Source organism: Tsukamurella serpentis (assembly GCF_054780975.1).
In genome coordinates this window covers 907,412-929,381 of the sequence record NZ_BAAGVH010000002.1, presented here as the reverse complement: position 1 = coordinate 929,381, position 21,970 = coordinate 907,412, and the positions used below count along the sequence as shown (strand labels likewise).

The 21,970-nt window shown below is 69.3% G+C and carries 24 protein-coding genes and 1 riboswitch; of the genes, 11 read left to right on the top strand and 13 right to left on the bottom strand.

The genetic code is table 11. The features are described from left to right. Nucleotide 1 precedes the first annotated feature (1 nt). From thiD to ACYVHG_RS06880, 4 genes are all read right to left on the bottom strand, one after another. On the bottom strand, nucleotides 2-895 hold the full coding sequence (gene thiD / locus ACYVHG_RS06895) for a bifunctional hydroxymethylpyrimidine kinase/phosphomethylpyrimidine kinase (RefSeq protein ID WP_461166660.1): 894 nt from the start codon (nucleotides 893-895) through the stop codon (nucleotides 2-4). Further along, nucleotides 892-2,580: a phosphomethylpyrimidine synthase ThiC gene (gene thiC, locus ACYVHG_RS06890; protein ID WP_461166659.1), complete on the bottom strand. Its 1,689-nt coding sequence runs from the start codon at nucleotides 2,578-2,580 to the stop codon at nucleotides 892-894. The genes thiD and thiC overlap by 4 nt, the downstream gene beginning before the upstream one ends. Continuing rightward, nucleotides 2,577-2,688, bottom strand: a riboswitch (TPP riboswitch). It overlaps the preceding gene by 4 nt. Nucleotides 2,689-2,718: 30 nt before the next feature. Continuing rightward, nucleotides 2,719-3,867: an ABC transporter permease gene (locus ACYVHG_RS06885; RefSeq protein ID WP_461166658.1), complete on the bottom strand. Its 1,149-nt coding sequence runs from the start codon at nucleotides 3,865-3,867 to the stop codon at nucleotides 2,719-2,721. Continuing rightward, the gene (locus ACYVHG_RS06880; RefSeq protein WP_461166657.1) at nucleotides 3,864-4,703 is read right to left on the bottom strand and encodes an ABC transporter ATP-binding protein; all 840 of its coding nucleotides are present in this window, start codon (nucleotides 4,701-4,703) and stop codon (nucleotides 3,864-3,866) included. Before ACYVHG_RS06880 ends, ACYVHG_RS06885 begins: the two co-directional genes overlap by 4 nt. Before the next feature lie 133 nt (nucleotides 4,704-4,836). Between ACYVHG_RS06880 and ACYVHG_RS06875 the strand changes: the two genes are divergently transcribed. After that, complete coding sequence (locus tag ACYVHG_RS06875; RefSeq protein ID WP_461166656.1) at nucleotides 4,837-5,181, top strand: GNAT family N-acetyltransferase; 345 nt, start codon at nucleotides 4,837-4,839, stop codon at nucleotides 5,179-5,181. A gap of 36 nt (nucleotides 5,182-5,217) precedes the next feature. Here ACYVHG_RS06875 and ACYVHG_RS06870 read toward each other — a convergent pair whose 3' ends face one another. The 3 genes from ACYVHG_RS06870 to ACYVHG_RS06860 are packed head-to-tail and all read right to left on the bottom strand — an operon-like array spanning nucleotide 5,218 to nucleotide 7,185. Continuing rightward, the gene (locus ACYVHG_RS06870) at nucleotides 5,218-5,700 is read right to left on the bottom strand and encodes a DUF1990 family protein (RefSeq protein ID WP_461166655.1); all 483 of its coding nucleotides are present in this window, start codon (nucleotides 5,698-5,700) and stop codon (nucleotides 5,218-5,220) included. Next, a complete protein-coding gene (locus ACYVHG_RS06865; protein WP_461166654.1) occupies nucleotides 5,697-6,593 on the bottom strand; it encodes a GNAT family N-acetyltransferase, cg3035/Rv0428c family in 897 nt (298 codons plus the stop codon). The genes ACYVHG_RS06870 and ACYVHG_RS06865 overlap by 4 nt, the downstream gene beginning before the upstream one ends. A gap of 1 nt (nucleotide 6,594) precedes the next feature. After that, nucleotides 6,595-7,185 carry a peptide deformylase gene (locus ACYVHG_RS06860; RefSeq protein ID WP_461166653.1) on the bottom strand — a complete coding sequence of 197 codons (591 nt, stop codon included), beginning with the start codon at nucleotides 7,183-7,185 and terminating at the stop codon, nucleotides 6,595-6,597. 121 nt (nucleotides 7,186-7,306) lie between these two features. Here ACYVHG_RS06860 and ACYVHG_RS06855 point away from each other — a divergent pair, with 121 nt between their 5' ends. The 9 genes from ACYVHG_RS06855 (at nucleotide 7,307) to ACYVHG_RS06815 (ending at nucleotide 14,985) form a co-directional block, all read left to right on the top strand. After that, nucleotides 7,307-7,615 carry a DUF3263 domain-containing protein gene (locus tag ACYVHG_RS06855; RefSeq protein WP_461166652.1) on the top strand — a complete coding sequence of 103 codons (309 nt, stop codon included), beginning with the start codon at nucleotides 7,307-7,309 and terminating at the stop codon, nucleotides 7,613-7,615. Between the two features lie 23 nt (nucleotides 7,616-7,638). Beyond that, entirely contained in the window at nucleotides 7,639-8,109 is a 471-nt protein-coding gene (locus tag ACYVHG_RS06850; RefSeq protein ID WP_461166651.1) for a LytR C-terminal domain-containing protein, read from the top strand. Between the two features lie 61 nt (nucleotides 8,110-8,170). Then, nucleotides 8,171-8,926 carry a superoxide dismutase[Cu-Zn] gene (sodC, locus tag ACYVHG_RS06845; RefSeq protein ID WP_461166650.1) on the top strand — a complete coding sequence of 252 codons (756 nt, stop codon included), beginning with the start codon at nucleotides 8,171-8,173 and terminating at the stop codon, nucleotides 8,924-8,926. Between the two features lie 2 nt (nucleotides 8,927-8,928). Next, complete coding sequence (locus tag ACYVHG_RS06840; RefSeq protein ID WP_461166941.1) at nucleotides 8,929-10,065, top strand: glutamate--cysteine ligase; 1,137 nt, start codon at nucleotides 8,929-8,931, stop codon at nucleotides 10,063-10,065. A gap of 67 nt (nucleotides 10,066-10,132) precedes the next feature. Then, nucleotides 10,133-11,200, top strand: coding sequence for a FecCD family ABC transporter permease (locus ACYVHG_RS06835; RefSeq protein WP_461166649.1), 1,068 nt, complete (start codon nucleotides 10,133-10,135; stop codon nucleotides 11,198-11,200). Further along, nucleotides 11,197-11,946 (top strand): ABC transporter ATP-binding protein, encoded by a 750-nt coding sequence (locus ACYVHG_RS06830; protein ID WP_461166648.1) that lies wholly within the window; start codon nucleotides 11,197-11,199, stop codon nucleotides 11,944-11,946. The genes ACYVHG_RS06835 and ACYVHG_RS06830 overlap by 4 nt, the downstream gene beginning before the upstream one ends. A 26-nt stretch (nucleotides 11,947-11,972) precedes the next feature. Next, nucleotides 11,973-12,968 carry an ABC transporter substrate-binding protein gene (locus tag ACYVHG_RS06825; protein WP_461166647.1) on the top strand — a complete coding sequence of 332 codons (996 nt, stop codon included), beginning with the start codon at nucleotides 11,973-11,975 and terminating at the stop codon, nucleotides 12,966-12,968. Then, the gene (locus tag ACYVHG_RS06820; RefSeq protein WP_461166646.1) at nucleotides 12,965-13,771 is read left to right on the top strand and encodes a Rossmann-like domain-containing protein; all 807 of its coding nucleotides are present in this window, start codon (nucleotides 12,965-12,967) and stop codon (nucleotides 13,769-13,771) included. Before ACYVHG_RS06825 ends, ACYVHG_RS06820 begins: the two co-directional genes overlap by 4 nt. Continuing rightward, nucleotides 13,771-14,985, top strand: coding sequence for an MFS transporter (locus tag ACYVHG_RS06815; RefSeq protein ID WP_461166645.1), 1,215 nt, complete (start codon nucleotides 13,771-13,773; stop codon nucleotides 14,983-14,985). The genes ACYVHG_RS06820 and ACYVHG_RS06815 overlap by 1 nt, the downstream gene beginning before the upstream one ends. A 16-nt stretch (nucleotides 14,986-15,001) precedes the next feature. On the opposite strand, the gene mnhG is transcribed toward ACYVHG_RS06815, so the two are convergent. The 6 genes from mnhG to ACYVHG_RS06785 are packed head-to-tail and all read right to left on the bottom strand — an operon-like array spanning nucleotide 15,002 to nucleotide 21,409. After that, the gene (mnhG, locus tag ACYVHG_RS06810; RefSeq protein ID WP_461166644.1) at nucleotides 15,002-15,334 is read right to left on the bottom strand and encodes a monovalent cation/H(+) antiporter subunit G; all 333 of its coding nucleotides are present in this window, start codon (nucleotides 15,332-15,334) and stop codon (nucleotides 15,002-15,004) included. Continuing rightward, nucleotides 15,331-15,654, bottom strand: coding sequence for a monovalent cation/H+ antiporter complex subunit F (locus tag ACYVHG_RS06805; RefSeq protein WP_461166643.1), 324 nt, complete (start codon nucleotides 15,652-15,654; stop codon nucleotides 15,331-15,333). The genes mnhG and ACYVHG_RS06805 overlap by 4 nt, the downstream gene beginning before the upstream one ends. Then, entirely contained in the window at nucleotides 15,651-16,286 is a 636-nt protein-coding gene (locus ACYVHG_RS06800) for a Na+/H+ antiporter subunit E (RefSeq protein ID WP_461166642.1), read from the bottom strand. Before ACYVHG_RS06800 ends, ACYVHG_RS06805 begins: the two co-directional genes overlap by 4 nt. Then, nucleotides 16,279-17,952 (bottom strand): Na+/H+ antiporter subunit D, encoded by a 1,674-nt coding sequence (locus tag ACYVHG_RS06795; protein ID WP_461166641.1) that lies wholly within the window; start codon nucleotides 17,950-17,952, stop codon nucleotides 16,279-16,281. The genes ACYVHG_RS06800 and ACYVHG_RS06795 overlap by 8 nt, the downstream gene beginning before the upstream one ends. Further along, a complete protein-coding gene (locus ACYVHG_RS06790) occupies nucleotides 17,949-18,518 on the bottom strand; it encodes a Na(+)/H(+) antiporter subunit C (RefSeq protein WP_461166640.1) in 570 nt (189 codons plus the stop codon). The genes ACYVHG_RS06795 and ACYVHG_RS06790 overlap by 4 nt, the downstream gene beginning before the upstream one ends. Beyond that, entirely contained in the window at nucleotides 18,515-21,409 is a 2,895-nt protein-coding gene (locus tag ACYVHG_RS06785) for a Na+/H+ antiporter subunit A (protein ID WP_461166940.1), read from the bottom strand. The genes ACYVHG_RS06790 and ACYVHG_RS06785 overlap by 4 nt, the downstream gene beginning before the upstream one ends. Before the next feature lie 81 nt (nucleotides 21,410-21,490). On the opposite strand from ACYVHG_RS06785, the gene ACYVHG_RS06780 reads away from it, so the two are divergent. Next, nucleotides 21,491-21,919 carry a hypothetical protein gene (locus ACYVHG_RS06780; RefSeq protein WP_461166639.1) on the top strand — a complete coding sequence of 143 codons (429 nt, stop codon included), beginning with the start codon at nucleotides 21,491-21,493 and terminating at the stop codon, nucleotides 21,917-21,919. Nucleotides 21,920-21,970: the final 51 nt, after the last annotated feature.

The window sequence follows — 21,970 nt, the reverse complement described above, 5'->3', positions numbered from 1 at the left end:
ACTACCGCCGGGCCACCGACCACAGCGGATTCACCGGCCCGTGGCCGGCGCCGAGCGGGTATGCCCAGCGCAGGCCCTCTGTCACCCACGCCTTGCCGAACTCGACGGCCTCCGGCACGCTCCGGCCGTGGGCGAGCGCCGCGGTGACCGCGGCGGCGAGGGTGTCGCCGGCTCCGTGGTCGTGGCCGGTGGGCACCCGCGGTGCGGTGAACTCGATGAACTCGGAGCCGTCGGTGAGCAGGTCCGGGCTGCTGTCGTCCTCCCGGAGGTGCCCGCCCTTGACCAGGGCCCACTGCGCGCCGAGTGCCAGTAGAGCGTCGGCGGCAGCGCGCCGGCCTGCGGCGTCACGCACCTCGACGCCCGTGATCAGTCGCACTTCGTCGAGGTTCGGCGTGACCAGGGTGGCGCGTGGTATCAGCACGGTACGCAGGGCATCGAGGGCGTCGGCGGCGAGCAGCGGATCGCCGTGCATCGACGCCGCGACCGGGTCCACCACCAGCGGTGCGGACCGGCCCGCACCGATGTCCGACTCGTCCACGGCGGCGGCGACGGACTCGATGATCGCCGTCGACGCCAACATGCCGGTCTTGGCCGCCTGCACTCCGATATCGCCTGCGACGGAGCGGATCTGCGCTGCAACCACCGGCGGATCGATCTCCTGGAAGTCCTGCACGCCGACGCTGTTCTGCACCGTTACGGCGGTCACCGCGACACAGGCGTGCAGACCCAGGGTGACGAAGGTGCGGAGATCGGCCTGGATGCCCGCGCCGCCGCCTGAGTCCGATCCGGCGATGGTCAGCACCCGGTGCGGAGTCGTGCCCAGCGCGGCGGTCGGCAGTTCCGACGCCGCGCCGACGGTCACCGCACGTGCCGGGGGAGTGGGGGTGCCCGTCACGCGCGAGTGGCCTCCAGCGGGATGTACACCCGCGAACCGGCTTCGGCGAACTCCTGCGACTTGGCGGCCATGTCGGCCGCCAGTTTGGCGTCGATGTCGTCCTGAGTGACCAGGTTGTGCTCCTGAGCGTAAGCGCGGACATCGGCGCTGATCCGCATCGAGCAGAACTTCGGGCCGCACATCGAGCAGAAGTGCGCCGTCTTCGCGGGCTCGGCGGGCAGCGTCTCGTCGTGGAACTCGCGAGCGGTGTCCGGATCGAGCGAGAGATTGAATTGATCGACCCAGCGGAACTCGAAGCGCGCCTTGGAGAGTTCGTCGTCACGCGCCTGCGCGCCTGGGTGTCCCTTGGCCAGGTCGGCGGCGTGTGCGGCGATCTTGTAGGTGATCACTCCGGTCTTGACGTCGTCCCGGTTGGGCAGCCCCAGGTGCTCCTTGGGTGTCACGTAGCACAGCATCGCGGTACCGGCCTGCGCGATGATCGCGGCGCCGATCGCCGAGGTGATGTGGTCGTAGGCAGGCGCGATGTCGGTGGCCAGCGGACCCAGGGTGTAGAAGGGCGCCTCCTCGCACAGTTCCTCCTCGAGTCGCACGTTCTCCACGATCTTGTGCATCGGGACATGGCCCGGACCCTCGATCATCACCTGGACCCCATACGATTTCGCGACCTTGGTCAGTTCGCCCAGGGTGCGCAGTTCGGCGAACTGGGCCTCGTCGTTGGCATCGGCGATCGACCCCGGACGCAGGCCGTCGCCGAGCGAGAAGGTGACGTCGTACTCCCGCAGGATCTCGCACAACTCGCCGAAATGCGTGTACAGGAATGACTCCTGGTGATGCGCCAGGCACCACGCAGCCATGATCGAGCCGCCGCGGCTGACGATGCCGGTGACCCGGTTCGCGGCCAGCGGCACGTACCGCAGCAGCACTCCGGCGTGCACGGTCATGTAGTCCACACCCTGCTCACACTGCTCGATCACGGTGTCCCGGAAGATCTCCCAGGTGAGCTTGGTCGGATCGCCCTTGACCTTCTCCAGTGCCTGGTAGATGGGAACCGTGCCCACCGGGACCGGGGCGTTGCGCATGATCCACTCGCGGGTCTCGTGGATGTCCTTGCCGGTAGACAGGTCCATGATGGTGTCGCCGCCCCACCGGGTGGCCCACACCATCTTCTCCACCTCCTCGGCGATGGAGCTGGTCACCGCCGAATTGCCGATGTTCGCGTTGATCTTCACCGCGAAGGCCTTGCCGATGATCGCGGGCTCCAGCTCCGGATGCTGGCGATTGGCCGGGATCACCGCGCGGCCGGCGGCGACCTCCTCGCGCACCACCTCGGGATCGAATCCCTCCCGAGCAGCGACGAAACGCACCTCGTCGGTGATGATTCCAGCACGGGCCCAAGCGAGTTGGGTACTCGCTCCGTCGACCGGCGCCGGACGGGACCAGCTCTCGCGGGTCTTCGGCAGGCCGACTGCAAGATCGTGCAATTGCTCCTCACCGGTGTAGCCGGTGTACGGGCCGGAGGTGTCGTAGACGTCGTGGTGATCGCCGTTGGTCAGGGCGATGCGCCGGAACGGGACGTGCAGATCGGCGCCGCCGTCGGCGCCGGCGAGCGTGCGGTACTGCTTGGACGATCCTTCGATCGGACCGACGGTGACGGTATCGACCGGATCGGAAACGGCACTGGACATGTGGGACTCCTCTTCCCTACGCCGGCATTACCCGGACAGGTTCATACGGTCGACGCCGGCGTCGGGCGTCCTCTCAGCTCGTTGCCACGAGCTCCCGTTGGTGTGCGCTTCCGAGGGTAACGCACGCGCGCCGCGGGTTCAGGCGATCCGGACTCCACGGGGCAGTCTTCCCGCCGGAACCCGCAGCCGATGCGCAGCGAAGGCCAGGCCGATCCCGCCCAGAGCGAGGTTCGCCAGTAGGCCCCAGTACCAGGACCGCCCGAGGTTGCGCTGCGATTCACGGCTGTTGCCGGAGTAGGTGACGTCGTCGTCGATGATCACCGGCAGGTTGCGGCCGACCGGGCACTGCCGGTCCCGGACCGGGCCGGGCCCGGTGCGGGCGACGGCCACGGCGTCGGCGACCTCGGCCAGAGCCGACTTCGAGGGCCGGCGCTGCCCGGCGTCGGTGTAGTCGGCGTACCGGCGACCGGCGAGGGAGTTCTGCGCGTCGCGTCCGTAATCGCGCTGCGCGGCGGCATCGGCGAAGATCACCAGCGGGTTCGGTGCGGTGATCCACCAGATGCGTTCGGTGTGCTCGACCGTCATCTCGGTCGGTACCGCGCGGCAGGTCCAATCGTCGGTGCCGGCGTTGTGCGAGAAGTCCGGCTGCAGCGCGGTGGTCCTGGTCTCCGTGGCCGGCACCAGCAGTGCGGTGATGATCGGCAGGCCGGCCAGCAGGAACAGCGTCGCCAGCTGGGTGATCGCCGCCGAACCGATCGGCCTGGACAGTAGCGCCGACAGGCCCAGGCCGATGCCGCAGTAGCTCAAGAAGATCAGCGCGACCACGACCACGCCCAGGATCGAGTACAGCGGTGGGTACTCGGCGACGACGATCGCCCAGATCAGGTACGGGGCGGTCACCAGCAGCAACGCGCACGAGGCGATCCACGCGCCCAGCAACTTCCCGGTCGCGAGTTGTGAACCGGTCGCGGGCGTGGCCTGCACCACCGCCAGCGTCGCGTCCTTGCGGTCACCGTTGATGGAGGTCGCCGTCATCGTCGGGGCGATCACCAGTCCCAGGAAGCCGACGAATCCGAGCACGATGAAGTACAGGTTCTCGAGGAAGGCCCGACCGCCCGTATCCGGCGAGATGGTGGTGATGAACCAGTACAGCCCGAACACCACCGTCGTCACCACCAGGAAGAACACCCCGAGCAGTACGCGCCAGCGGGTGGTGCGGGTGCGCTGGCGCAGTTCCAGGCCGACCACGATGCCGACGGTGCGCCACCAGTTCGCGATTCGGCTCATGTGCGGTCTGCCTCCAGTGCGAAGTAGGAGTCCTCGAGGGCGTTGGTGGCGCGGGCGAATTCGATCACCGCGGCGCCGGCGGCGATCTGCTGCGCGAGATACTGCGCGGCCTCGGCCTCGGAGTCGAAGGTGACCTGCTTGCCGCCGCTCGGCGGCTCGCCGACCAGTCGAAGCCGCCACGTGCTCGCCGCCGGCTGCGGTGGCGGTGCGGTGCGGCCGCCGGCCATCATCACGATGTCGTCGGCCATCTCCGCCAGTTCGGAGAGGATGTGCGAGGACACCAGCACACAGACGCCGCCGTCTGCCACCGCGCGCAGCGAGTCCCGCAGTTCGAACCTCGAGCGCGGATCCATCCCCGATGCCGGCTCGTCCAGCAGCAGGATCGGGGGCCGGTGCACCATGGCGCGGGCGAAGCCGAGCCGTTGCTTCTGACCGCGCGATAGGACCTCGGCGGGGCGGTCCGCGAACTCGGCCAGGTGCACGTTTTCGAGCAGTTCGTGCGCCCGCCGGGCGGCGTCGGCCGGTGCTGCACCGTACAGCCGGGCGAAGGTGGTGAGGATCTCGGTGGGGGTCAGCGAGTCCCACGTGCCGAAGACGTCCGGCATCCAGCCGGTGCGCGAGCGCAGCGCCTCCGGTTCGATCGCGGCGCCGTCGACCTCGATGCTGCCGCTGGTGGGGCGGAGCAGTCCCGCGAGCATCAGCAACAGGGTGGTCTTGCCTGCGCCGTTCGGCCCGACCAGGCCGGTGATCCGGCCGGGGGTGAGGGTGAGGGTGGCGTCCTCGACCGCGACGTGCTGTTTGAAGGTGCGGCTGAGCCCGCGGGCGATCAGCGTCATGCCCGCCACGATAGCCCCGCCTGGAGTTCGCGATCGAAAAATGTGACAGATGTGAAAACGTGTCGGCGCGTCTCCGGAACTGTCAGGATTCGAGCGTACGGTGGGTGATACGCATCACAGGGAGGTTCGTTCAATGGCAGACAAGGTCGAGGTTCCGCCACCCGCGCCGGATCTGGGGGAGCCGCTGCGGCTCTTCGACAACCCGGTGCGCGATCGGTACGAGATCTGGTCCGGTGAGGAGCTCATCGGGGTCGAGGGCTACGAGGTCACCGACCACGGTGACGTGATCCTCCTGCACACCGTGGTCATGGAGAAGTTCGGCAAGCAGGGCTTCGCCCGCGCACTGGTCGCCGGTGTGCTCGACGACCTGCGTTCGCGCAATCGCCGGGTGATCCCGGTGTGCACCTACGTCCGGTCGTTCCTGGCGCGCTTCCCGCAGTACCAGGACGTGGTCACCCCGTCCGCCGCGCCCACGTAGGAGTACCGGGCCCGCGGCGCCCGGTGGGCCGGATCGTCAGCGGATCAATGCCCGTGCGTACCTTCGGTGTGCGATGCGCTGTGCCACCAGCAGTGCCGGGTACGCCGTCCGCCACCAGCCCGAGGGTGCCGGGCGGGTCAGCGAGCGGATCGTGAGGAACACCCGGTCACCCTCGCGGTGCACCACGAACGCCTCCTCGCCGCGCACCGGATGTCCCGGAAGTGCGCAGTAGGAGAAGCCCACGCGGTCCACGCTTCGCGTCACCCGGTCCACTCGCACCGGCTCCCGGACGGTGAATCCCGCGATCCGGGCGGTCACCGTGAGGTGTTGTCCTTCCGTCACCGGGGAATCGTCCGAGACGGTGAACCCGCTCGCCGTCTTCACTCCCCACCGCAGGACCAGGTGCGCGGCGCGAGCGAAATCGGCGTCGCCGCGGCCGATCGGGGTGGTGATCTCGATGCGCCGATGGTCTCGGTGGTGCGGTTGGTCGGGCCAGTCGGCCGAGTGCGGCGCGGTCACAGCTCGGTCCAGGTGTGGGACCGATGATGCTGGGCGAACCCCAGGTCGCGGAACCGTGCCAGCGCAGGGTCGTCCGGCCCGGCCTCGGTGAACAGTCGCCGCGCACCCGCCGCATCGGCGTACGCCGCCAGGCCGCGCACCAACTCCGGCCCGGGGTCCGCACCCGGGTACCCCGCGGCGACGGTGACCGCACCGATCCCGCCCCACAGCGCTCCCGCTGCATCGGCGGTGATCGACAGCCGCGCGGCGGCCAGCAGGCCGCCGTCGGCCCCGTCGATCGAGGCGAAGCTCACGGCACCGTCCACCGATTCTGCCAGGCGCTGCGGGACGCCGGTGAGTGCGAGCCACTGTGGACTCGGCGAGTCCGCGAAGCGCACCGTCACGCCCCGCGGCCCGTCGGCCGATCCCTCCGGTACCCGGTCGGTGACCAGGACCACCGTCTCCAGTGCCGGGTCGGCGCCGCCCGGGTCCGCGCCGCGTAGCAGCCGCTCCGAGACGGTCAGTCGCAGCGGCAGCGAGCGGGAGGCGAACCACTCCCGTATCGGGTCCAGGCCCGCCGGTGAGGCGTCGGGATGCAGGGGAGCCGCGCAACCGGAACGGGCACCGCTGTACCCGGGGGCGGCGCGGCAGAGCCAGCCGTCGATCCACTGCTGTTCGAGCGACCACCACGATCGGGCCCTCGCCAGATCCAGGGAACGGATCTCACTGGCCCGGACCGGTCGGGCCGGCACCGTCTTGACCGCGACGATGGCGGACCGGTCGATCGCCCGGTGCAGGCCGTCGCGTTCGACGATCACCGGATCGCCGTCGTCGATCAGGATGCCGATGACGTCCGTGGCCTGCCCGGAGGCGAGCAGATGCCGGACCACCACGCGGTCGCCGGCGGCCGGCATCTCAGTGACCGAACGGATCGTCGACGGTGCCGGGAACCCAGGTGAGGCCGGGCTCGGTCCACCCGTTCTTCTTGATCGCCTTCTTCGCCTGTCGCGCGTATCTGCCGGTGAGAACGTCGGTGTAGAGGAATCCGTCCAGATGGCCGGTCTCGTGCTGGAGCATCCGCGCGAAGAACCCGGTGCCCTCGATCTCCACGGCGTCGCCGTTGCGATCGGTGCCGACCACCTTGGCCCAATCGGCACGGCCGGTGGGGAAGGATTCGCCGGGCACCGAGAGGCAGCCCTCCCAGTCGTCGTCGGGATCGGGCATCGTCTCGGGGACGTCCGACGAGGTCAGCACCGGGTTGATCACCTCACCGCGCCGCCGCTCACCGGTCTGCTCATCGGGGCAGTCGTAGACGAACAGCCGAAGGTCCCGGCCCACCTGGTTGCCGGCCAGGCCCACACCGTTCGCCACGTCCATGGTCTCGAACATGTCGTCGAGCAGGGTCACGATCTCGGCCGCCGGCCGCCCGTCCGCGTCGAGGTCGACGGTCCGGGTGGGGTTGTGCAACACGGGGTCGCCGACGATGACGATGGGGAGGACGCTCATGTGAGACAAGGTAGTACTTCGGATCCGGCGACACGCGCCCACAGCCCTCTCGGTGCGTGCTGCACCGTGGTTAGATTCGTAGCGAACTACAGAAGTGTTATTTCGAATGCGAGGGGAACGCATGGAGGGCGCGACGGCCGCGCGGAACGACGCGCAGCCCGCCCACGAGCGGGGCGAAGACGGTCTGACCAGGCGTGAGCACGACATTCTGGCCTTCGAGCGGCAGTGGTGGAAGTACGCCGGTGCCAAGGAGGACGCGATCAAGGAACTCTTCGGCCTCTCCGCCACTCGCTACTACCAGGTGCTCAACGCACTGGTGGACACTCCCGAGGCGCTGGCCGCCGATCCGATGCTCGTCAAGCGGCTGCGACGGGTGCGCGCCAGCCGGCAGAAGGCCCGCGCTGCCCGCAAGCTCGGCTTCGAGATCTGAGAGATCCGATAGAGTCGACTGTCGTGAGCAGTACCCAGAACAGCCGCGCCGTCCCCATCCGGACGATCATCATGATCCTCGTCTCTGCTGCGATCATTCTCGCGGCGGTCGGGATCCATGGCCTGATCACCCGCGACGATGATCCGCAGGCCGCGCTGAACGCGCAGGAGGCCAAACTCTCCGCAGCGGCCACCGAGACCACCCCGGCGCCTGCGCCGGCCGCGAAGGCACCCGTGTGCCTGTTGTCGGTGGCCCGCGCTGCGACCACGGAGACCGAGGACACGCTCAAGCGGGCGGGCTTCGAGATCACCGCCGGCCACGAGGCCTGGCCCGCCCGGCCCCCGGCTCCACGCGGCACCACCGTCTTCTTCGGTGAGGGCGGCGAAGCCGAGGCGAAGACGGTGGCGAGCGCCCTGGACGTGCCCACCGCGCCCCGCCCCGCCGGACTCGAGGCCTGCGCCGGCCCGGTCGCGGTGGCCGTCGTCAAGAAGTAGAAACGCTCCCGATATGATTCCGGGCAAGCCAGCCCGGTAGCCCTTCCATAAGGAGTCGTCGATGACGAAGCGCCAGTTCCTCGCCCCGATTGCGATTCTTCCGGTGGCGGCCCTCGCCCTGGCGGGCTGCACGACGCAGGAGAAGCCGGCGGCGCCGGGCGCGGGCACCACTCCCGCAGTCGTGACCGGCGCGTCGGTGCCCGCCCAGGGGCCCGTGCGCAGCCTGGAGCCCGGCGGCCACGGGAAGAAGGACGAGGAGAAGTCGGAGAAGGGTGCGGGCGAGAGCTCCCCGGAGGCCGGCACCGCCAAGGCGTCGCTGGTCAAGCCGGACGGCACCAGCGCCGGCGAGGCGACCCTGACCGAGAAGAACGGCGTCGTGGTGGTGGATGTGAAGGTCACCGGCCTGCCCGCCGGCTTCCACGGTATGCACATCCACGAGGTCGGCAAGTGCGAACCCAATTCGGTCGCCCCGGGTGGCGCGCCCGGCTCGGCCGCGAACTTCGCCTCCGCGGGCGGCCACTGGCAGAAGACCGGCGCCACCGGGCACCCGATGACCGGCGACCTGGTTTCGATGTACGTCAACGCCAACGGCACCGGCCAGACGGTCACCAGCACCGGCGCGTTCACCCTGGCCGATATCAAGAAGAACTCGGCCGGTAACGCGCTGATGATCCACGCCGGACCGGACAACTTCGGCAACATCCCGTCCTCGCGCTACGCGAACATCGTTCCCGGCCAGCCCGTGCCGGATGAGACCACCATCGCCACCGGCGACGCGGGCGGACGTATCGCGTGCGGTGTGATCAAGGTCGGCTGACCATCGAACCGGTCGCCTTCGAGGCGTCGCCGCGGTCCACCCTGGGCGTCGAGTGGGAGTTCGCACTCGTCGACCGGGGCACCGCGGATCTGGTCAGCAGGGCCGATGAGCTGTTCGACGGTGTCCGATCGGGGCACCCCGAGGTCGCGCAGCAACTGCACTCGGAGATGCTGCGCAACACCGTCGAGGTGGTCACCGGGGTATGCGAGAACACGGCCGGCGCGATGGCGGATCTGCGCCGGGTGATCGCCGCCGTGCGCGAGACCGCGGACCCGCTCGGGGTGGACCTGTTCGGTGCGGGCACCCACCCGTTCGCGCAGTGGAACGCACAACTGCTCACCGAGAACCCCCGTTACGACGAACTGATCGCCCGCACCCAGTGGTGGGGCCGACAGATGCTGATCTGGGGCGTGCACGTGCACGTGGGTGTGCGCCACCGCGACAAGGTGCTGCCGATCATCTCCGCGCTGCTCAACTACTACCCGCACCTGTTGGCGCTCTCGGCCAGCTCCCCGATGTGGGGCGGCCACGACACCGGCTACGCCAGCACCCGGGCGATGATGTTCCAGCAGCTGCCCACGGCCGGTCTGCCCTTCCAGTTCGAGCGGTGGAGCGAGTTCGAGCGCTTCGTGCACGATCAGAAGACCACCGGGATCATCGATCACCTCAACGAGATCCGCTGGGACGTGCGGCCCGCGTGCCACCTGGGCACGATCGAGGTGCGGATCTGTGACGGCATGTCCGGCTTCGCCGAGCTCGAAGCGGTGGTCGCGCTGATCCACTGCCTGGTGGTGTGGCTCGACGAGCGGCTCGACGCCGGGGAGCGGCTGCCGACACTGCCTCCGTGGCACGTCCAGGAGAACAAGTGGCGCGCCGCGCGGTACGGTCTCGACGCCATCATCATCCAGGACGCCGACAACAACGAGCAGTTGGTCACCGAGGATCTCGACGCACTGCTGGAGCGGCTGGAGCCGGTGGCCCGGCGGCTCGACTGCGCGCGGGAGTTGGCCGCGGTCGCGGAGATCCCCCGGCGCGGGGCCTCCTACCAGCGCCAACGCGCCGTCGCGGGCGGAGTGTGCAGTCCCGATGCCTACCGGGACGTGGTGCGCTCGGTGACCGGAGACCTGATCCTGCCCTAGACCGGGTGCGTGACGTATAGACCTATGCGTCTTTGTTAACGATAACTGTTGTCGTTAATGTTGCCGCGTGATTCCCCACCCGTTCGGCCCGCGCACCGGCCTGCCCCCGCTGCTCCCGGCCGGGGCGCTCACCGTGGTCCTACTGGCGTCGATGGCGCTCGCGGTCTGCCAGGGAGCGGTCACCGTTCCCCTCGGCGACACCGGACGACTGATCTGGGCCGCACTGACCCGCGGAACCGTTGCCCGCGAAGACTTCTCCACCTATTCGATCCTGTGGGACCTGCGGCTGCCCCGCGTGCTGCTGGCCGCGTTGGTCGGCGCGGGACTCGCCGTTGCCGGAGTCGCCTGCCAGGCTCTGGTGCGCAATCCGCTCGCGGATCCGTTCATCCTCGGCATCTCCAGCGGCGCCAGCGTCGGAGCCAGCTTCGTGGTGACCACCGGTGCATTGATCGGGTTCGGCGTCGCGGGCACCGCCGGTGCGGCCTTCCTCACCGCGCTGCTCGCGTCACTGCTGGTGTACCTGCTCAGCCGTGAGGCCGACGGCGCGCTCAGCCCGGTCCGGCTGGTGCTGACCGGCGTGGTACTCGCCTTCGCCTTCCAGGGCCTGGCCGGCGCCATCGTCTTCCTCGATCCGGTGGGCGATGCGGCCCGGTCGGTGATGTTCTGGCTGCTCGGCGGACTGGGCGGCGCCCAGTGGCCGGTGCTACCGCTGGTCGCGGTCACCGTCGGAGCGGTCGTCCTGATCACGGTCCAGCAGGCCGGTACCCTCGACGTCCTGGCCCAGGGCGACGAAGCCGCCGCCGCACTGGGATTGGATCCGCATCGGGCCAGGCGAACGCTCTTCCTCCTGGTGGTCGTCCTGACCTCGGTACTGGTCGCGGTCGCGGGCACCGTCGGATTCGTCGGACTGGTGGTTCCGCATGCGGTCCGAATGATCGTCGGCCCCGCGCATCGCAGAGTCCTGCTGCTGGCACCGCTGCTCGGTGCGCTCCTGCTGGTGTGGGCGGATCTGCTGAGCCGGTTGATCGTCGCCCCCCGGGAGCTGCCGCTGGGCATCGTCACCGCGTTGATCGGGGTACCTGTGTTCATCGGCCTGCTCCGCCGCCGCGGCGGACTCCTCGGCGGCGGCGCATGACTCTCGAGATCGACTCGGTCACTGTCGAACTGGGCGGCAGAACCGTCCTGGACCGGATCCGTCTCCGGATAGACGACGGGGCGCACGTAGGCCTGATCGGCCCCAACGGCAGCGGGAAGTCGACGCTCCTGCGCTGCCTGTACCGCGCGCTCGCCCCGGACTCCGGGACGGTACGGATCGATGGACAGGACCTGCACCGGCTGCCACGGAGCTCCAGTGCTCGCCTGATCGCCGCTGTCACTCAGAGTGATTCGGGGTACCTCGGGTTCACCGCAGGCGAGACCGTCATGCTCGGCAGGTTCGCCCGCGGTGACGCCGGCACCCGGACCGCGAAGAAGGTCTGCGCCGCCGCACTCGAGGCCGTGGACGCGCGGCACCTTCGCGGTCGCAGTGTCCTGAGTCTGTCCGGCGGTGAACGCCAACGCATCATGATCGCCCGGGCGCTCGCGCAGCAGACCCCGGTCCTGCTGCTCGACGAGCCGCTCAACCACCTCGACGTCCGGCACCAGCTGGAACTGCTGCGATTGCTGCGGACGGCGAGCAAGACCACCGTCACCGCCATCCACGACATCGACCTCGCGGCGCAGAGCTGCGACCAACTGGTGCTGCTCGACGCAGGCCGGGTGGTGGCCATCGGGACCCCGGCGGACGTCCTCACCGCCGAACGCATCCGGCAGGTCTACGGGGTGCGTCCCACCGTGCTCCCCAGCGACGCCGGCCCGCCGCGCGTGCGCTTCGAACTCTAGAACCGAACCGATCGGAAGGACCGACCATGCATTCCCGTCCCCTCCTCGCCGCCGCCCTGGCGGCCACCGTCCTCACCGCTGCGTGCGGTGCGAAACCCGCTGACCCCGGCGCAGACCGGATCGGTGTCACCAATTGTGGAATCGATCGGCAGTACCGGTCGCCGAGCGCCGCCGTCCCCTACGACGTCTCCGCGATCGAGAAGATGTTCGCGCTCGGACTCGCCGACCGGATGAAGGGCATGGTGCTACCCAAGACGGTGCAGGGGGTGATCGCGAAGTCCCCGTACCGAGACCAGTACGCGAAGGTCCCGATTCTCAGCGACGGTGTCCTGACCCAGGAACCACTGGTCGGCGCCAAGGCCGACTGGGTCTTCGCCGGATGGCAGGCCGGATTCAGCCCGGCCCGCGGGGTGACCCCGGAGTCGTTGGGCAAGCTGGGAATCGACAGCTACATGCAGGAGGAGACCTGCTACAACTACGGTGACAAGCCCGCACAGCGCGCGGCGAACCCGATCGAGGAGACCTACACCGATCTGGTCAACCTCGGGAAGATCTTCCGCGTCGAGGACCGGGCCGACGCGCTGGTCGGTGCGCTGCGCGGGCGGGAAACGGCACTGCGTCAGCGCGCGGCCGCTAAGAATGTGAAACCGACTGTGTTCATCTATGATTCGGGAACCTCGGAGCCGTACACCGCGGGCAACCGCACCGCCGCCGATCAGATCGTCGCCCTGGCAGGCGGCCGCTCCGTGACGCACGAGGTGGATGGCCGGTGGACCACGGTAGGCTGGGAATCGGTGGTGGCTGCGCAACCGGCGGTGATCGTGATCGTCGACTACGACAAGCAGCCCGCCCAGCAGAAGATCGACTACCTCCGGCAGTCGTCGCCGATCAAGGACTCACCCGCAGTGAGGGAGAACAGGATCCGGGTGGTGGATTACGCCGAGCTGGTCTCCGGACCACGGAACCTGGACGCGGCAACGGCACTCGCGGACTACCTCGAGCAGAGCGGAGCCGCACGATGAGCCCGGCACCGGTCACCGTCGACGACGCCCTCGACCTCGCCCGCGGGGCCGCGACCGATCAGGTGGCGCGCAGCGTCTTCTTCGTCTCCCACGGCACTCGCCTGGCCGGCGGAGACCAGCGTTACCGCAACCGCTACGTGCTGGTCCGCGTCGCCGATTCGTTCGGGGCGTGCGCCTTCGAGGAGGGCGAACTCGACCCGTCGATCGCCGACCTCTCCGGTGAGCCGCTGGCCGCGCTGATCGACCACCCGTCCCGGCCGCTGTCCCTGGCCGCAGCCGATGCCGCACTCGGCGCCGCATCCCCGCACCGCACCGACCCGCGCGCCCAGCTGCGAATGCTCCCCACCGGCACACCGGACCAGCGGGCCGTCGCGCGCGATGCAGCCGTCGCCGAACTGCTCACCGTGGGCGACGGGGCCCGTGTCGCGCTGATCGGCGTGGTGAACCCGCTGGTCGCGGCGATCCGTGAGCGCGGATGCGAGCCGCTGCTCGCCGACCGGAACCTCGACCGCACGCAGTGGGGAGACCCCGTCGCCGACGACCACCTCGCCGTACTCGACCGGGCCGATGCCGTCCTCGCCACCGGAATGACCCTGGGCAACGGCACCTTCGACGAGATTCTCGGCGTGTGCCGAGAGCGCGACCTGCCGCTGGTGGTGTATGCACAGAGCGGCGCCGCAGTGGCCCGCGGATTCCTCGGCGCGGGCGTGACCGCGCTGTCGGCGGAGCACTTCCCGTTCTCGCAGTTCTCCGCGGACGCCACCGCGATGTACCTCTACCGAACCGATACAGGAGCCGATTGATGAGTGCACCCGCCCCGGTACCCGACCGCGTCCTGGTGCGGCGGCTGTGGCCACTGCTGGCCGCCGCCGCGCTGGGCCTGGTCCCGTTCACGATCATGGCGAACTTCCTGGTCGCCATCGCCGAGGACGCGGGCGCCGGAGTCGACCTGATCGGAGGCCTGCGCGGCCTCGGCGGTGTCGCCGCGCTGATCGTCGGCGTGGCCGCCGCGCCACTGCTGGACCGGCTCCCACGGTCGACGGTGGCTGCACTCGCGCTACTGGTCATGGGAATCGGGTGCGGGCTCTCGCTGCAGGGCAGCACCGCGGCGTGGATCGTCTTCTGCCTGCTGATCGGCGCGGGTACCGCGGTCCTGAATCCGGCACTGTCGGCGATGGCGGCGGACCGGTTCGACGCACCCGGCGCCTCCGCCCGGGCAGCCACGCTGGTCTCGTCGACCATGACCCTGACCGCGGTACTGGCGGCGCCGGTACTGGCACTGCCGGCCGTGGTGTGGGGCTGGCAGGCCGATATGGCCGCCGCCGCGGTGGTACTGCTGATCGTGGCCGCCCTGGTGGCACGCCGGCGGGACCCGAACGGGGGTAACACCGGCGTCGGCTACCTGCAGGCGTTCCGCACCGTCCGTTCCATCCCCGGTGCCCTGGACGTGCTGATGGTCTCGCTGCTGCGCACGCTCGCCTTCATGGGCTCGCTGGCCTACATCGCGGCGGCGTTCAGTGAACGCTTCGGCCTCGGCACCGGATGGTTCTCCCTGGTGTGGGCCACCTCGGGATCGGCCTTCTTCCTCGGGAACTTCTTCGCCGGCAAGCTGATGCAGGACCGGTCGGCGCGAACCCTGCTCGTGTTCGTGGCCGGCGCGGTGGTGCTCGCCGCGGTCGGCATGATGCTGCTGTACACCGCGCCGAACCTGGTACTGGCCTGGTTGATGGTCGCGGTCGTCTCGGCCTCGCACGCGGCGATCGCGGCGGCGGTCACCACCACTCTGGTGCGGGCCGCGGACGGGCTGCGGGGCACCGTCCTCTCGCTCAACGGTGCGGCGCAGAGCGTGGGCGTCTTCGCCGGTGCGGCCATCGGTGGCACCGCGCTGGCGACCTTCGGCTGGTCCGGTGTGGGCGCGGCGCTGGGCGGCACCACCTTGATCGCCGCGGCGTTCGCGCTGAAGGCCCGGCGCGCGCTGGGCGCACCGTCGGACGCGGCGCAGGCCTCCCCGTCCTGACCTGCCCCCGGGAGGGTCAGTCCCGGGCGCCGGTCTCCATGTCGTCCTTGTCGATGGTGGCGTCCTTGAGACGCTGCTCCTGGTACGCGACACGACCCACCCGGTGCGCCACCACCGGTGCGGTCAACATCGCGAACATCCCGGCCAGTACCAGCATCCACACGTCCATCGAGTCGCTCAGCCGCATGATCGCACCGAGCAGGAGCAACAGCAGGCCCATCGTCTGCGGCTTGGTGGCGGCGTGCATCCGGGTCATGGTGTCCGGGAACCGGATGATGCCGATCGCGGCGGTGAGCGCGAACAGCGCACCGGTGAGGAACAGGGTCCCGGAGATCACGTCGAGGATCATCGGCCGTCACCCCCTCGGCCGGAGACGTCCGGCGTCTCGTTCGGAGCGGTCGGGGCGAGGCCGGCATCGTCGGGCACGCGGAACCGCGCCACCGATGTCGACCCGACGAAACCGACCAGCGACAGCGCCACCACCCCCGGGATCACCGAGGAGTTCAGGCTGAACGCCGCCCACACGGCCAGACCGCCCATCGCGATCGCGACCAGCGCGTCGACGGCCACCACCCGGTCCAGCGTGCTCGGCCCCACCAGTAGGCGGTACGTGGTCAAGAAGGCCGAGAGCACCAGGATCACGCCGGTCACGGTGAACACCACGGTCATGACTGCTGCTCCTCGGTCGGGGGTGTGCGACGGGCCGGGGCGGAGTAGGCACCGTCGTCGACGCCGTGCAGGGGGCTGGCGTGCCACTCGTTCTCCCGCTCGAAGGCACTGATGAACAGTCTTTCCAACCGCTCGGTGCTGCGGTAGAACTGGCGCACCGCGCGCTCGCTGCTGACGTCCACCACGTGGGTGTAGAGCAGGCGGCGCTTGGTGTCGATGTCGATCACCATGGTCCCGGGAATCAGGTTCATCACGTCCACGATCAGGGTGAGCACCAGATCGGATTTGATCCGCACCTTCGCCCGCAGCACCGCACTCATCGGCGGCGGCCCGGGCCGCACCGCCATCCACGCGACCTGCACCGACGACTTGAACATCTCGATGGCGAACACGGCCAGTAGTTTCAGCAGTGAGCCCAGGTGCACCCGGCCCTCCACCGGCACCGGCGGCAGCGGCAACAGCAGCAGGATCACCAGGCCCACGATCAGGCCGCCCACGATGTTGCCCCAGGTCACCTGGCCCCACAGCATCACCCACACCGCGTCCAACCAGGCCAGCTGCCCGAGTTTGAGAGCGACCGCGCGGCCGTCGCGCAGGTCCGGCAGAATCCGGTTCACCAATCGCTTAGCCACGGGGGCCTCCGTCCTGCCCGACGGGGACCGCGCCACCGTCGGGAGTCTTGATCGCGGTGAGTGCGTCCGGGCCGAGGACCGCCTCGATGTAATCGGCCCGCCTGATCAACTGCTTGGCGGCCTGATCGGTGATCTCGAACATCGGCCCGGCCCAGAGGGCGATGAACAGGCCCACCGCCAGTAGGCCGGCGGTCGGTGCAACCATGCTCAGCGGCATCCGGCCCGGGTCCTCGCGGTCGGCGAACTCGATGACGTCGGCGTCGTCGAGCAGCGCCTCCGGATGCGCTCCCGCCAACTGCCCCTCGGGGGCGTCGGCACGGGCCCGCCAGAACGCCTTGGTCCACACCCGGACCACCGCGTACAGGGTCAGCAGGCTGGTGACCACGCTGCCCCCCACCAGTACCCAGGCCAGCACCGAGCCCTGCTGCGCGCCCGCCTCGAGCAGGCCGACCTTGCCGATGAACCCCGAGAACGGCGGGATCCCGCCCAGGTTCAGCGCCGGAATGAAGAACAGCAGCGCCAGCACCGGGCTGACCGCGGCGAGACCGCCGAGGCGGCGCAGCGAGGCCGCTCCCGCCTGCCGCTCGATCAGTCCCACCACCAGGAACAACGTGGTCTGGACCAGGATGTGGTGCACCACGTAGTAGATGGCGGCGCTCAGGCCCTGCGCCGTCGACAGCGAGATCCCGAAGATCATGTAACCGATGTGGCTGACCAGTGTGAACGAGAGAAGCCGCTTGATATCGGTCTGTGCGATCGCACCGAGGATGCCCACGATCATGGTCAGCAGGCCCGCGATCATCAGCACGTCGTCGAGCGCGCCACCGGGGAAGATCAGGGTGTGGGCGCGGATGATCGCGTACACGCCGACCTTCGTCAGCAGGCCCGCGAAGACCGCGGTGACCGGGGCGGGAGCCGTCGGATAGGAGTCGGGCAGCCAGGTCGAGAGCGGGAAGACCGCCGCCTTGATCCCGAAGCCCACCAGCAGCACCGCGAACAGTGTGGTGCGGGTCCCGGCCGGCAGTTCCTGAACCCGTAGCGCCATATCGGCCAGATTCAGGGTGCCGGTGGCGGCGTAGGCGTAGACGATCCCCAGCAGGAAGACCAGCGAGGAGACCATCGAGACCATCACGTAGGAGATGCCGGCCCGCACCCGGTCCGGGCTGCCGCCCACGGTGAGCAGCACGAAACTCGCCGCCAGCAGAACCTCGAAGGAGACGAACAGGTTGAACAGGTCGCCGGAGAGGAACGAGTTGGACACGCCCGCAGCGAGGATCAGGTACGTCGGGTAGAAGATCGAGACCGGCTGATCGTCGCTACCGTCGCGGATACCCTGGCCGACCGAGTACACCAGCACACCGAGCAACACGGTCGCCGAGACCAGCACCATCAGCGCGGCGAGTTGGTCCGCCACCAGGGTGATGCCGAGCGGACCGCCCCCGCCGTCCCGATCGCCCCAGCCGCCCACGTGCAGTGCGACCGCGCCGTTGCGGTCGGTGTAGTACAGCATCACTGCGCCGACCAGCACGAGAACGGTCAGCGAGAACAGCGAGATCACCTGCTGGAGCCGGCGGTGTCGTCCCATCACCAGGGCGATCGCCGCAGCCACGATCGGCAGCACCGTGGGCAGCGGCATCAGTGTGAGCATCGTCGATTCGGTGATCATCGGCCGGCCTCCGGTCCATCGCCGGCCGGCCGTGCGGTGTCCACCGGCAGGGCGCCGGTGTCCACCGCGTCGAGCCGGGCCTGCAGCATCTGCTCGGGGGTGAGCGGCTCGCCGTCGGGGCCGAAGGCGTCACCGAGCGCCGACGGTGCGCCGGTCACCGGATCGTCCGACGCGTCGTAATCGGGTTCCTGCGAGGCGATGTCGCCGTCGCGTTCGAGCACCTTCGCGTCCTCGGGATCGTCGTCGACCTCGTCGTCGGTGTTGATCACGAACGAGCGGTACGCCAGTGCCAGGATGAACGCCGCCAGGCCCATCGTGATCACGATCGCGGTGAGGATCAGCGCCTGCGCCAGCGGATCGGCGTCGGCGCCGCGGCCGGCGGAGAAGTACCCGATGATCGGTGGCGCACCGGGCGGTGAGGCCAGGGTCAGCAGTAGCAGGTTGATCGCATTGCCGAACAGGATGATGCCCATCAGCATCCTGGTCAGGCTGCGGTCGAGCAGCAGGTACACGCCGGTGGCGATCATCACGGCCACCGCGGCGAACAGGCCCACGTCGATGCTCATCGGTTTCCCCCGCTCTGCACGGGCAGCGGTGAGGTCATGTCGGCGGGTGAGCCCTCCAGGTCGAGTCGGGCGCCGAGGCTGCGCAGCACGTCCAGAACCAGCCCGACCACCACCAGGTAGACACCGGCGTCGAAGATCAGCGCGGTGACGAACTTGACGTCACCGAATACCGGGGCGGTGAACTCGAAGGCCACCGACGACAGTGCCGGCGCCCCGAACAGCAGTGACACCACGCTGCCGGACGCCGAGAGCAGCAGGCCGGTGCCCAGGATCCGGCCCGCGTCCAGCGGGATCGTCTCACCGATCTCGTACCGCCCGCCGGCGATGTACCGCAGCACCAGGGCGAGCCCGGCGGTGAGCCCGCCGGCGAAGCCGCCGCCCGGAGCGTTGTGACCGGAGAAGAAGAAGTACACCGAGAGCGCCATGATCGTCGGGAAGACCAGTCGGGAGGTCACCTCCAGGACCAGCGAACGGTGCCGCGGATCGCGCAGCGCGCTTCCGCGCAGCCAGGTGGTGCCCGGGGTGACCTCAGCGGCCGCGGCGGCCTCCGCACTCACCCGCGGAGCGGCGCCGAACCGCCGGTTGCGGAAGACCAGCGAGGCGACGCCGGTCGCCGCGACCACCAGGACGGCGATCTCTCCGAAGGTGTCCCACGCCCGGATGTCCACCAGGATCACGTTCACCGCGTTCTTGCCGTAGCCGAACTGGTAGGCCTGATCGGGCAGGCGATCTGCGACCGGTGCTGCCACTCGCGCCGCGCGCGCGGCGATGGCGACGGCGACCACCGTCACGGCCACGGACACCCCGATCAGGGCTCGTGCCAGGCGGGTGCGGGGACTGCCGATGATCGGGGCCTCGGCGGGCAGCTTGCGCAGCACCAGCACGAAGATCACCAGGGTCACCGTCTCGACCAGGAACTGGGTCAGGGCGAGATCGGGCGCACCGTAGACCGCGAACACCACACCGGTGCCGTACCCGGTGACGCTGACCACCAGCACCGTCGCCAGGCGGTTGCGCAGTACCACCGCGGTGATCGAGGCGATGCACATCAGCGCGGACAGCAGCAGGAGCAGTGGGGAGAAGTTCACCCGCAGGTCCGGCTTGGCCTGCGCTCCGAGCAGCAGCACACCGATCGGTAGCGCCACCAGGGTGAGCAGGATTGTGCCCTGGGTCTGCGGGAGCGAGCCGCGCTGGGTGCTCTGCGTCATGCGCAGTGAGAGCACGTCGGCGCCGCGGAGGGTGGCGTCGTAGAGCCGGTCGGCGTTGCCCAGCAGCACGCTCTTGCGGCGGCGCAGCTTCGCCAGTGGACTGCGCGGCTGCACGATCAGGGTGCCCACCGCGATGATCACACCGGTGAGCAGCAGCGTCAGCGTCCAGCCGTGCCACAGGGCGAGGTAGTAGGGCGCGTCGGCCGGGGCGAAGGCGGAGTCCGGGTACTGCGCGAGCACCGGGTCCAGCCAGGACGAGGCGATCCCGCACACCAGGCTCAGCGTCGCCAGCAGTGCCGGTCCGGCCAGGAAGAGCGGGCTGATCGTGTGCATCTCGGCGACTGCGCGGGTGGGGCTCTGCTGCCCCTTGCCGCCGAACGCTCCCCACAGGAAACGGATGCTGTAGGCCATGGTCAGAGCCGAACCGATGCACAGTCCCACCAGCAGCACGATCGGCAGCGGTGCCGGGAGTGCAGCGTGCATCATCGTCTCCAGCACGGCCTCTTTACCGACGAAGCCGTACATCGGCGCCAGGCCCGCCATCGACGCCGCCGCCAGCGCGGCGATCACCGCGAGCGGGCGCTGGGCGCGCCCCAGACCCGCCAAACGACGGATGTCGCGGGTGCCGGTGGCGTGATCGATGATGCCCACCACCATGAACAGGGTCGCCTTGAACAGTGCGTGCGCGGTGAGCATGGTGATGCCCGCGAGCGCGACGTTCCGCTCGCCGGTGCCCACCAGCACCACCATCATGCCGAGCTGGCTGACTGTGCCGAAGGCCAGGATCAGCTTGAGATCGAACTCGCGCAGCGCCCGCCATCCCGCCAGGACCATGGTGACGATTCCCAGTCCCAGCACGATCGCCCGCCAGGAGACCAGATGAGAGAACGCCGGCGCCAGAAGTGCGATCAGGTACACACCGGCTTTGACCATCGCCGCCGCATGCAGGTAACCGGAGACCGGGGTCGGCGCGGCCATCGCGCCGGGCAGCCAGAAGTGGAAGGGCACGATCGCGGACTTGCTGATCGCGCCGATCAGCACGAGCACCACACCCACTTCGACGGCGAGTGAGATGGTCGACGGATCGGCGGTGGCCCGCGCGATCACCTCGGAGAACAGGTAGGTGCCGTACCGCTCACCGACGATGACGATGCCGATCAGCATCGCCAGGCCGCCCATCGTGGTCACCAGCAGCGCCTGGGTCGCGGCACGGCGGCTGGTGGCTCGTTCGGCGTAGTAGCCGACCAGCAGGAAGCTCAGGACCGAGGTCAGCTCCCAGAAGACGTACATCGCGAGCATGTTGTCGCTGACCACCAGACCGAACATGACGGCCATGAAGGCGACCAGTTCGGCTGCGAAGACCGGTAGTTTGCGGGTGCTGGTCACGCCGGTGAAGTACCCGGCGCAGTAAACCAGGATCACCGAGCCGATACCCAGGACGAGTAGCGACATGATCGCGCTGAGCGGGGTCAGTCGCAGGTCGACGTCCATGTTCAGCACCGGCACCCACCGGATGGACTCGGTGCGGTCGGGCTCGCCCGCCGATGGCCACGCCGAGATCACCCACACCATGGCCGCTGCGGGCACGACTGCGAGACCGAGGAAGGCGCGCGCGCCTAATCGGTTGACCACGACCGGTGCGGCTAAGGTCGCCAATGACAAACAGACGAGGATGACGAACAAGGGCACTCCGTCCTTTTTGTGAGCGGCGTGTCATTCTTCGGACATTCTACCGGCCGGTTATTCGGGAGGCGTACGGAGCAGATGAGTGATCGCGGCGGCAACGGGGGCGGACGGCTCGCGCGGGCAACGGCGGCGGGCTTCGTAGTCGGTGCACTGCTGCTCGGATCGGCTTGCAGCAGTGGTGGATCGGAGCCGACCGAGTCCACCGTGACGCTTCCCGCGAGCTTCCCCAAGGCCGAGGTTCCCCTGGTCGAGGGCAATCTGATCGACGCCGGGGAACGCGCACAGGACGGCGTGACGGTGTTCAACGTGACGGTGCAGGCGCAGCCGGGCGGTTACGACGCCGCGAAGAAGAAGCTCACCGATGCCGGCTACCTCGCGCTGGGCGCCGGCGATCCCGGCGGCTCGCAGTCCTCCCAGTTCTCCGGTAAGGGCTACGTGATCACCGTCAGCTCGGTGCAGGACGCCGCGATTCCGAACGCGGTGTTCTACTCCGTCAGCAAGGCGTAGCTCCAGGAACCGTGCCCGAGATGGCCCGGATCGGACCGTTCGTGGTCTGCT

Coding starts and splice junctions, on each gene's coding strand:
- thiC (WP_461166659.1), bottom strand. CDS start 2,580: ATGTCCAGTGCCGTTTCCGATCCGGTCGATACCGTCACCGTCGGTCCG.
- ACYVHG_RS06885 (WP_461166658.1), bottom strand. CDS start 3,867: ATGAGCCGAATCGCGAACTGGTGGCGCACCGTCGGCATCGTGGTCGGC.
- ACYVHG_RS06880 (WP_461166657.1), bottom strand. CDS start 4,703: ATGACGCTGATCGCCCGCGGGCTCAGCCGCACCTTCAAACAGCACGTC.
- ACYVHG_RS06875 (WP_461166656.1), top strand. CDS start 4,837: ATGGCAGACAAGGTCGAGGTTCCGCCACCCGCGCCGGATCTGGGGGAG.
- ACYVHG_RS06865 (WP_461166654.1), bottom strand. CDS start 6,593: ATGCCGGCCGCCGGCGACCGCGTGGTGGTCCGGCATCTGCTCGCCTCC.
- ACYVHG_RS06860 (WP_461166653.1), bottom strand. CDS start 7,185: ATGAGCGTCCTCCCCATCGTCATCGTCGGCGACCCCGTGTTGCACAAC.
- ACYVHG_RS06855 (WP_461166652.1), top strand. CDS start 7,307: ATGGAGGGCGCGACGGCCGCGCGGAACGACGCGCAGCCCGCCCACGAG.
- sodC (WP_461166650.1), top strand. CDS start 8,171: ATGACGAAGCGCCAGTTCCTCGCCCCGATTGCGATTCTTCCGGTGGCG.
- ACYVHG_RS06830 (WP_461166648.1), top strand. CDS start 11,197: ATGACTCTCGAGATCGACTCGGTCACTGTCGAACTGGGCGGCAGAACC.
- ACYVHG_RS06825 (WP_461166647.1), top strand. CDS start 11,973: ATGCATTCCCGTCCCCTCCTCGCCGCCGCCCTGGCGGCCACCGTCCTC.
- ACYVHG_RS06820 (WP_461166646.1), top strand. CDS start 12,965: ATGAGCCCGGCACCGGTCACCGTCGACGACGCCCTCGACCTCGCCCGC.
- ACYVHG_RS06815 (WP_461166645.1), top strand. CDS start 13,771: ATGAGTGCACCCGCCCCGGTACCCGACCGCGTCCTGGTGCGGCGGCTG.
- mnhG (WP_461166644.1), bottom strand. CDS start 15,334: ATGATCCTCGACGTGATCTCCGGGACCCTGTTCCTCACCGGTGCGCTG.
- ACYVHG_RS06805 (WP_461166643.1), bottom strand. CDS start 15,654: ATGACCGTGGTGTTCACCGTGACCGGCGTGATCCTGGTGCTCTCGGCC.
- ACYVHG_RS06795 (WP_461166641.1), bottom strand. CDS start 17,952: ATGATCACCGAATCGACGATGCTCACACTGATGCCGCTGCCCACGGTG.
- ACYVHG_RS06790 (WP_461166640.1), bottom strand. CDS start 18,518: ATGAGCATCGACGTGGGCCTGTTCGCCGCGGTGGCCGTGATGATCGCC.
- ACYVHG_RS06780 (WP_461166639.1), top strand. CDS start 21,491: ATGAGTGATCGCGGCGGCAACGGGGGCGGACGGCTCGCGCGGGCAACG.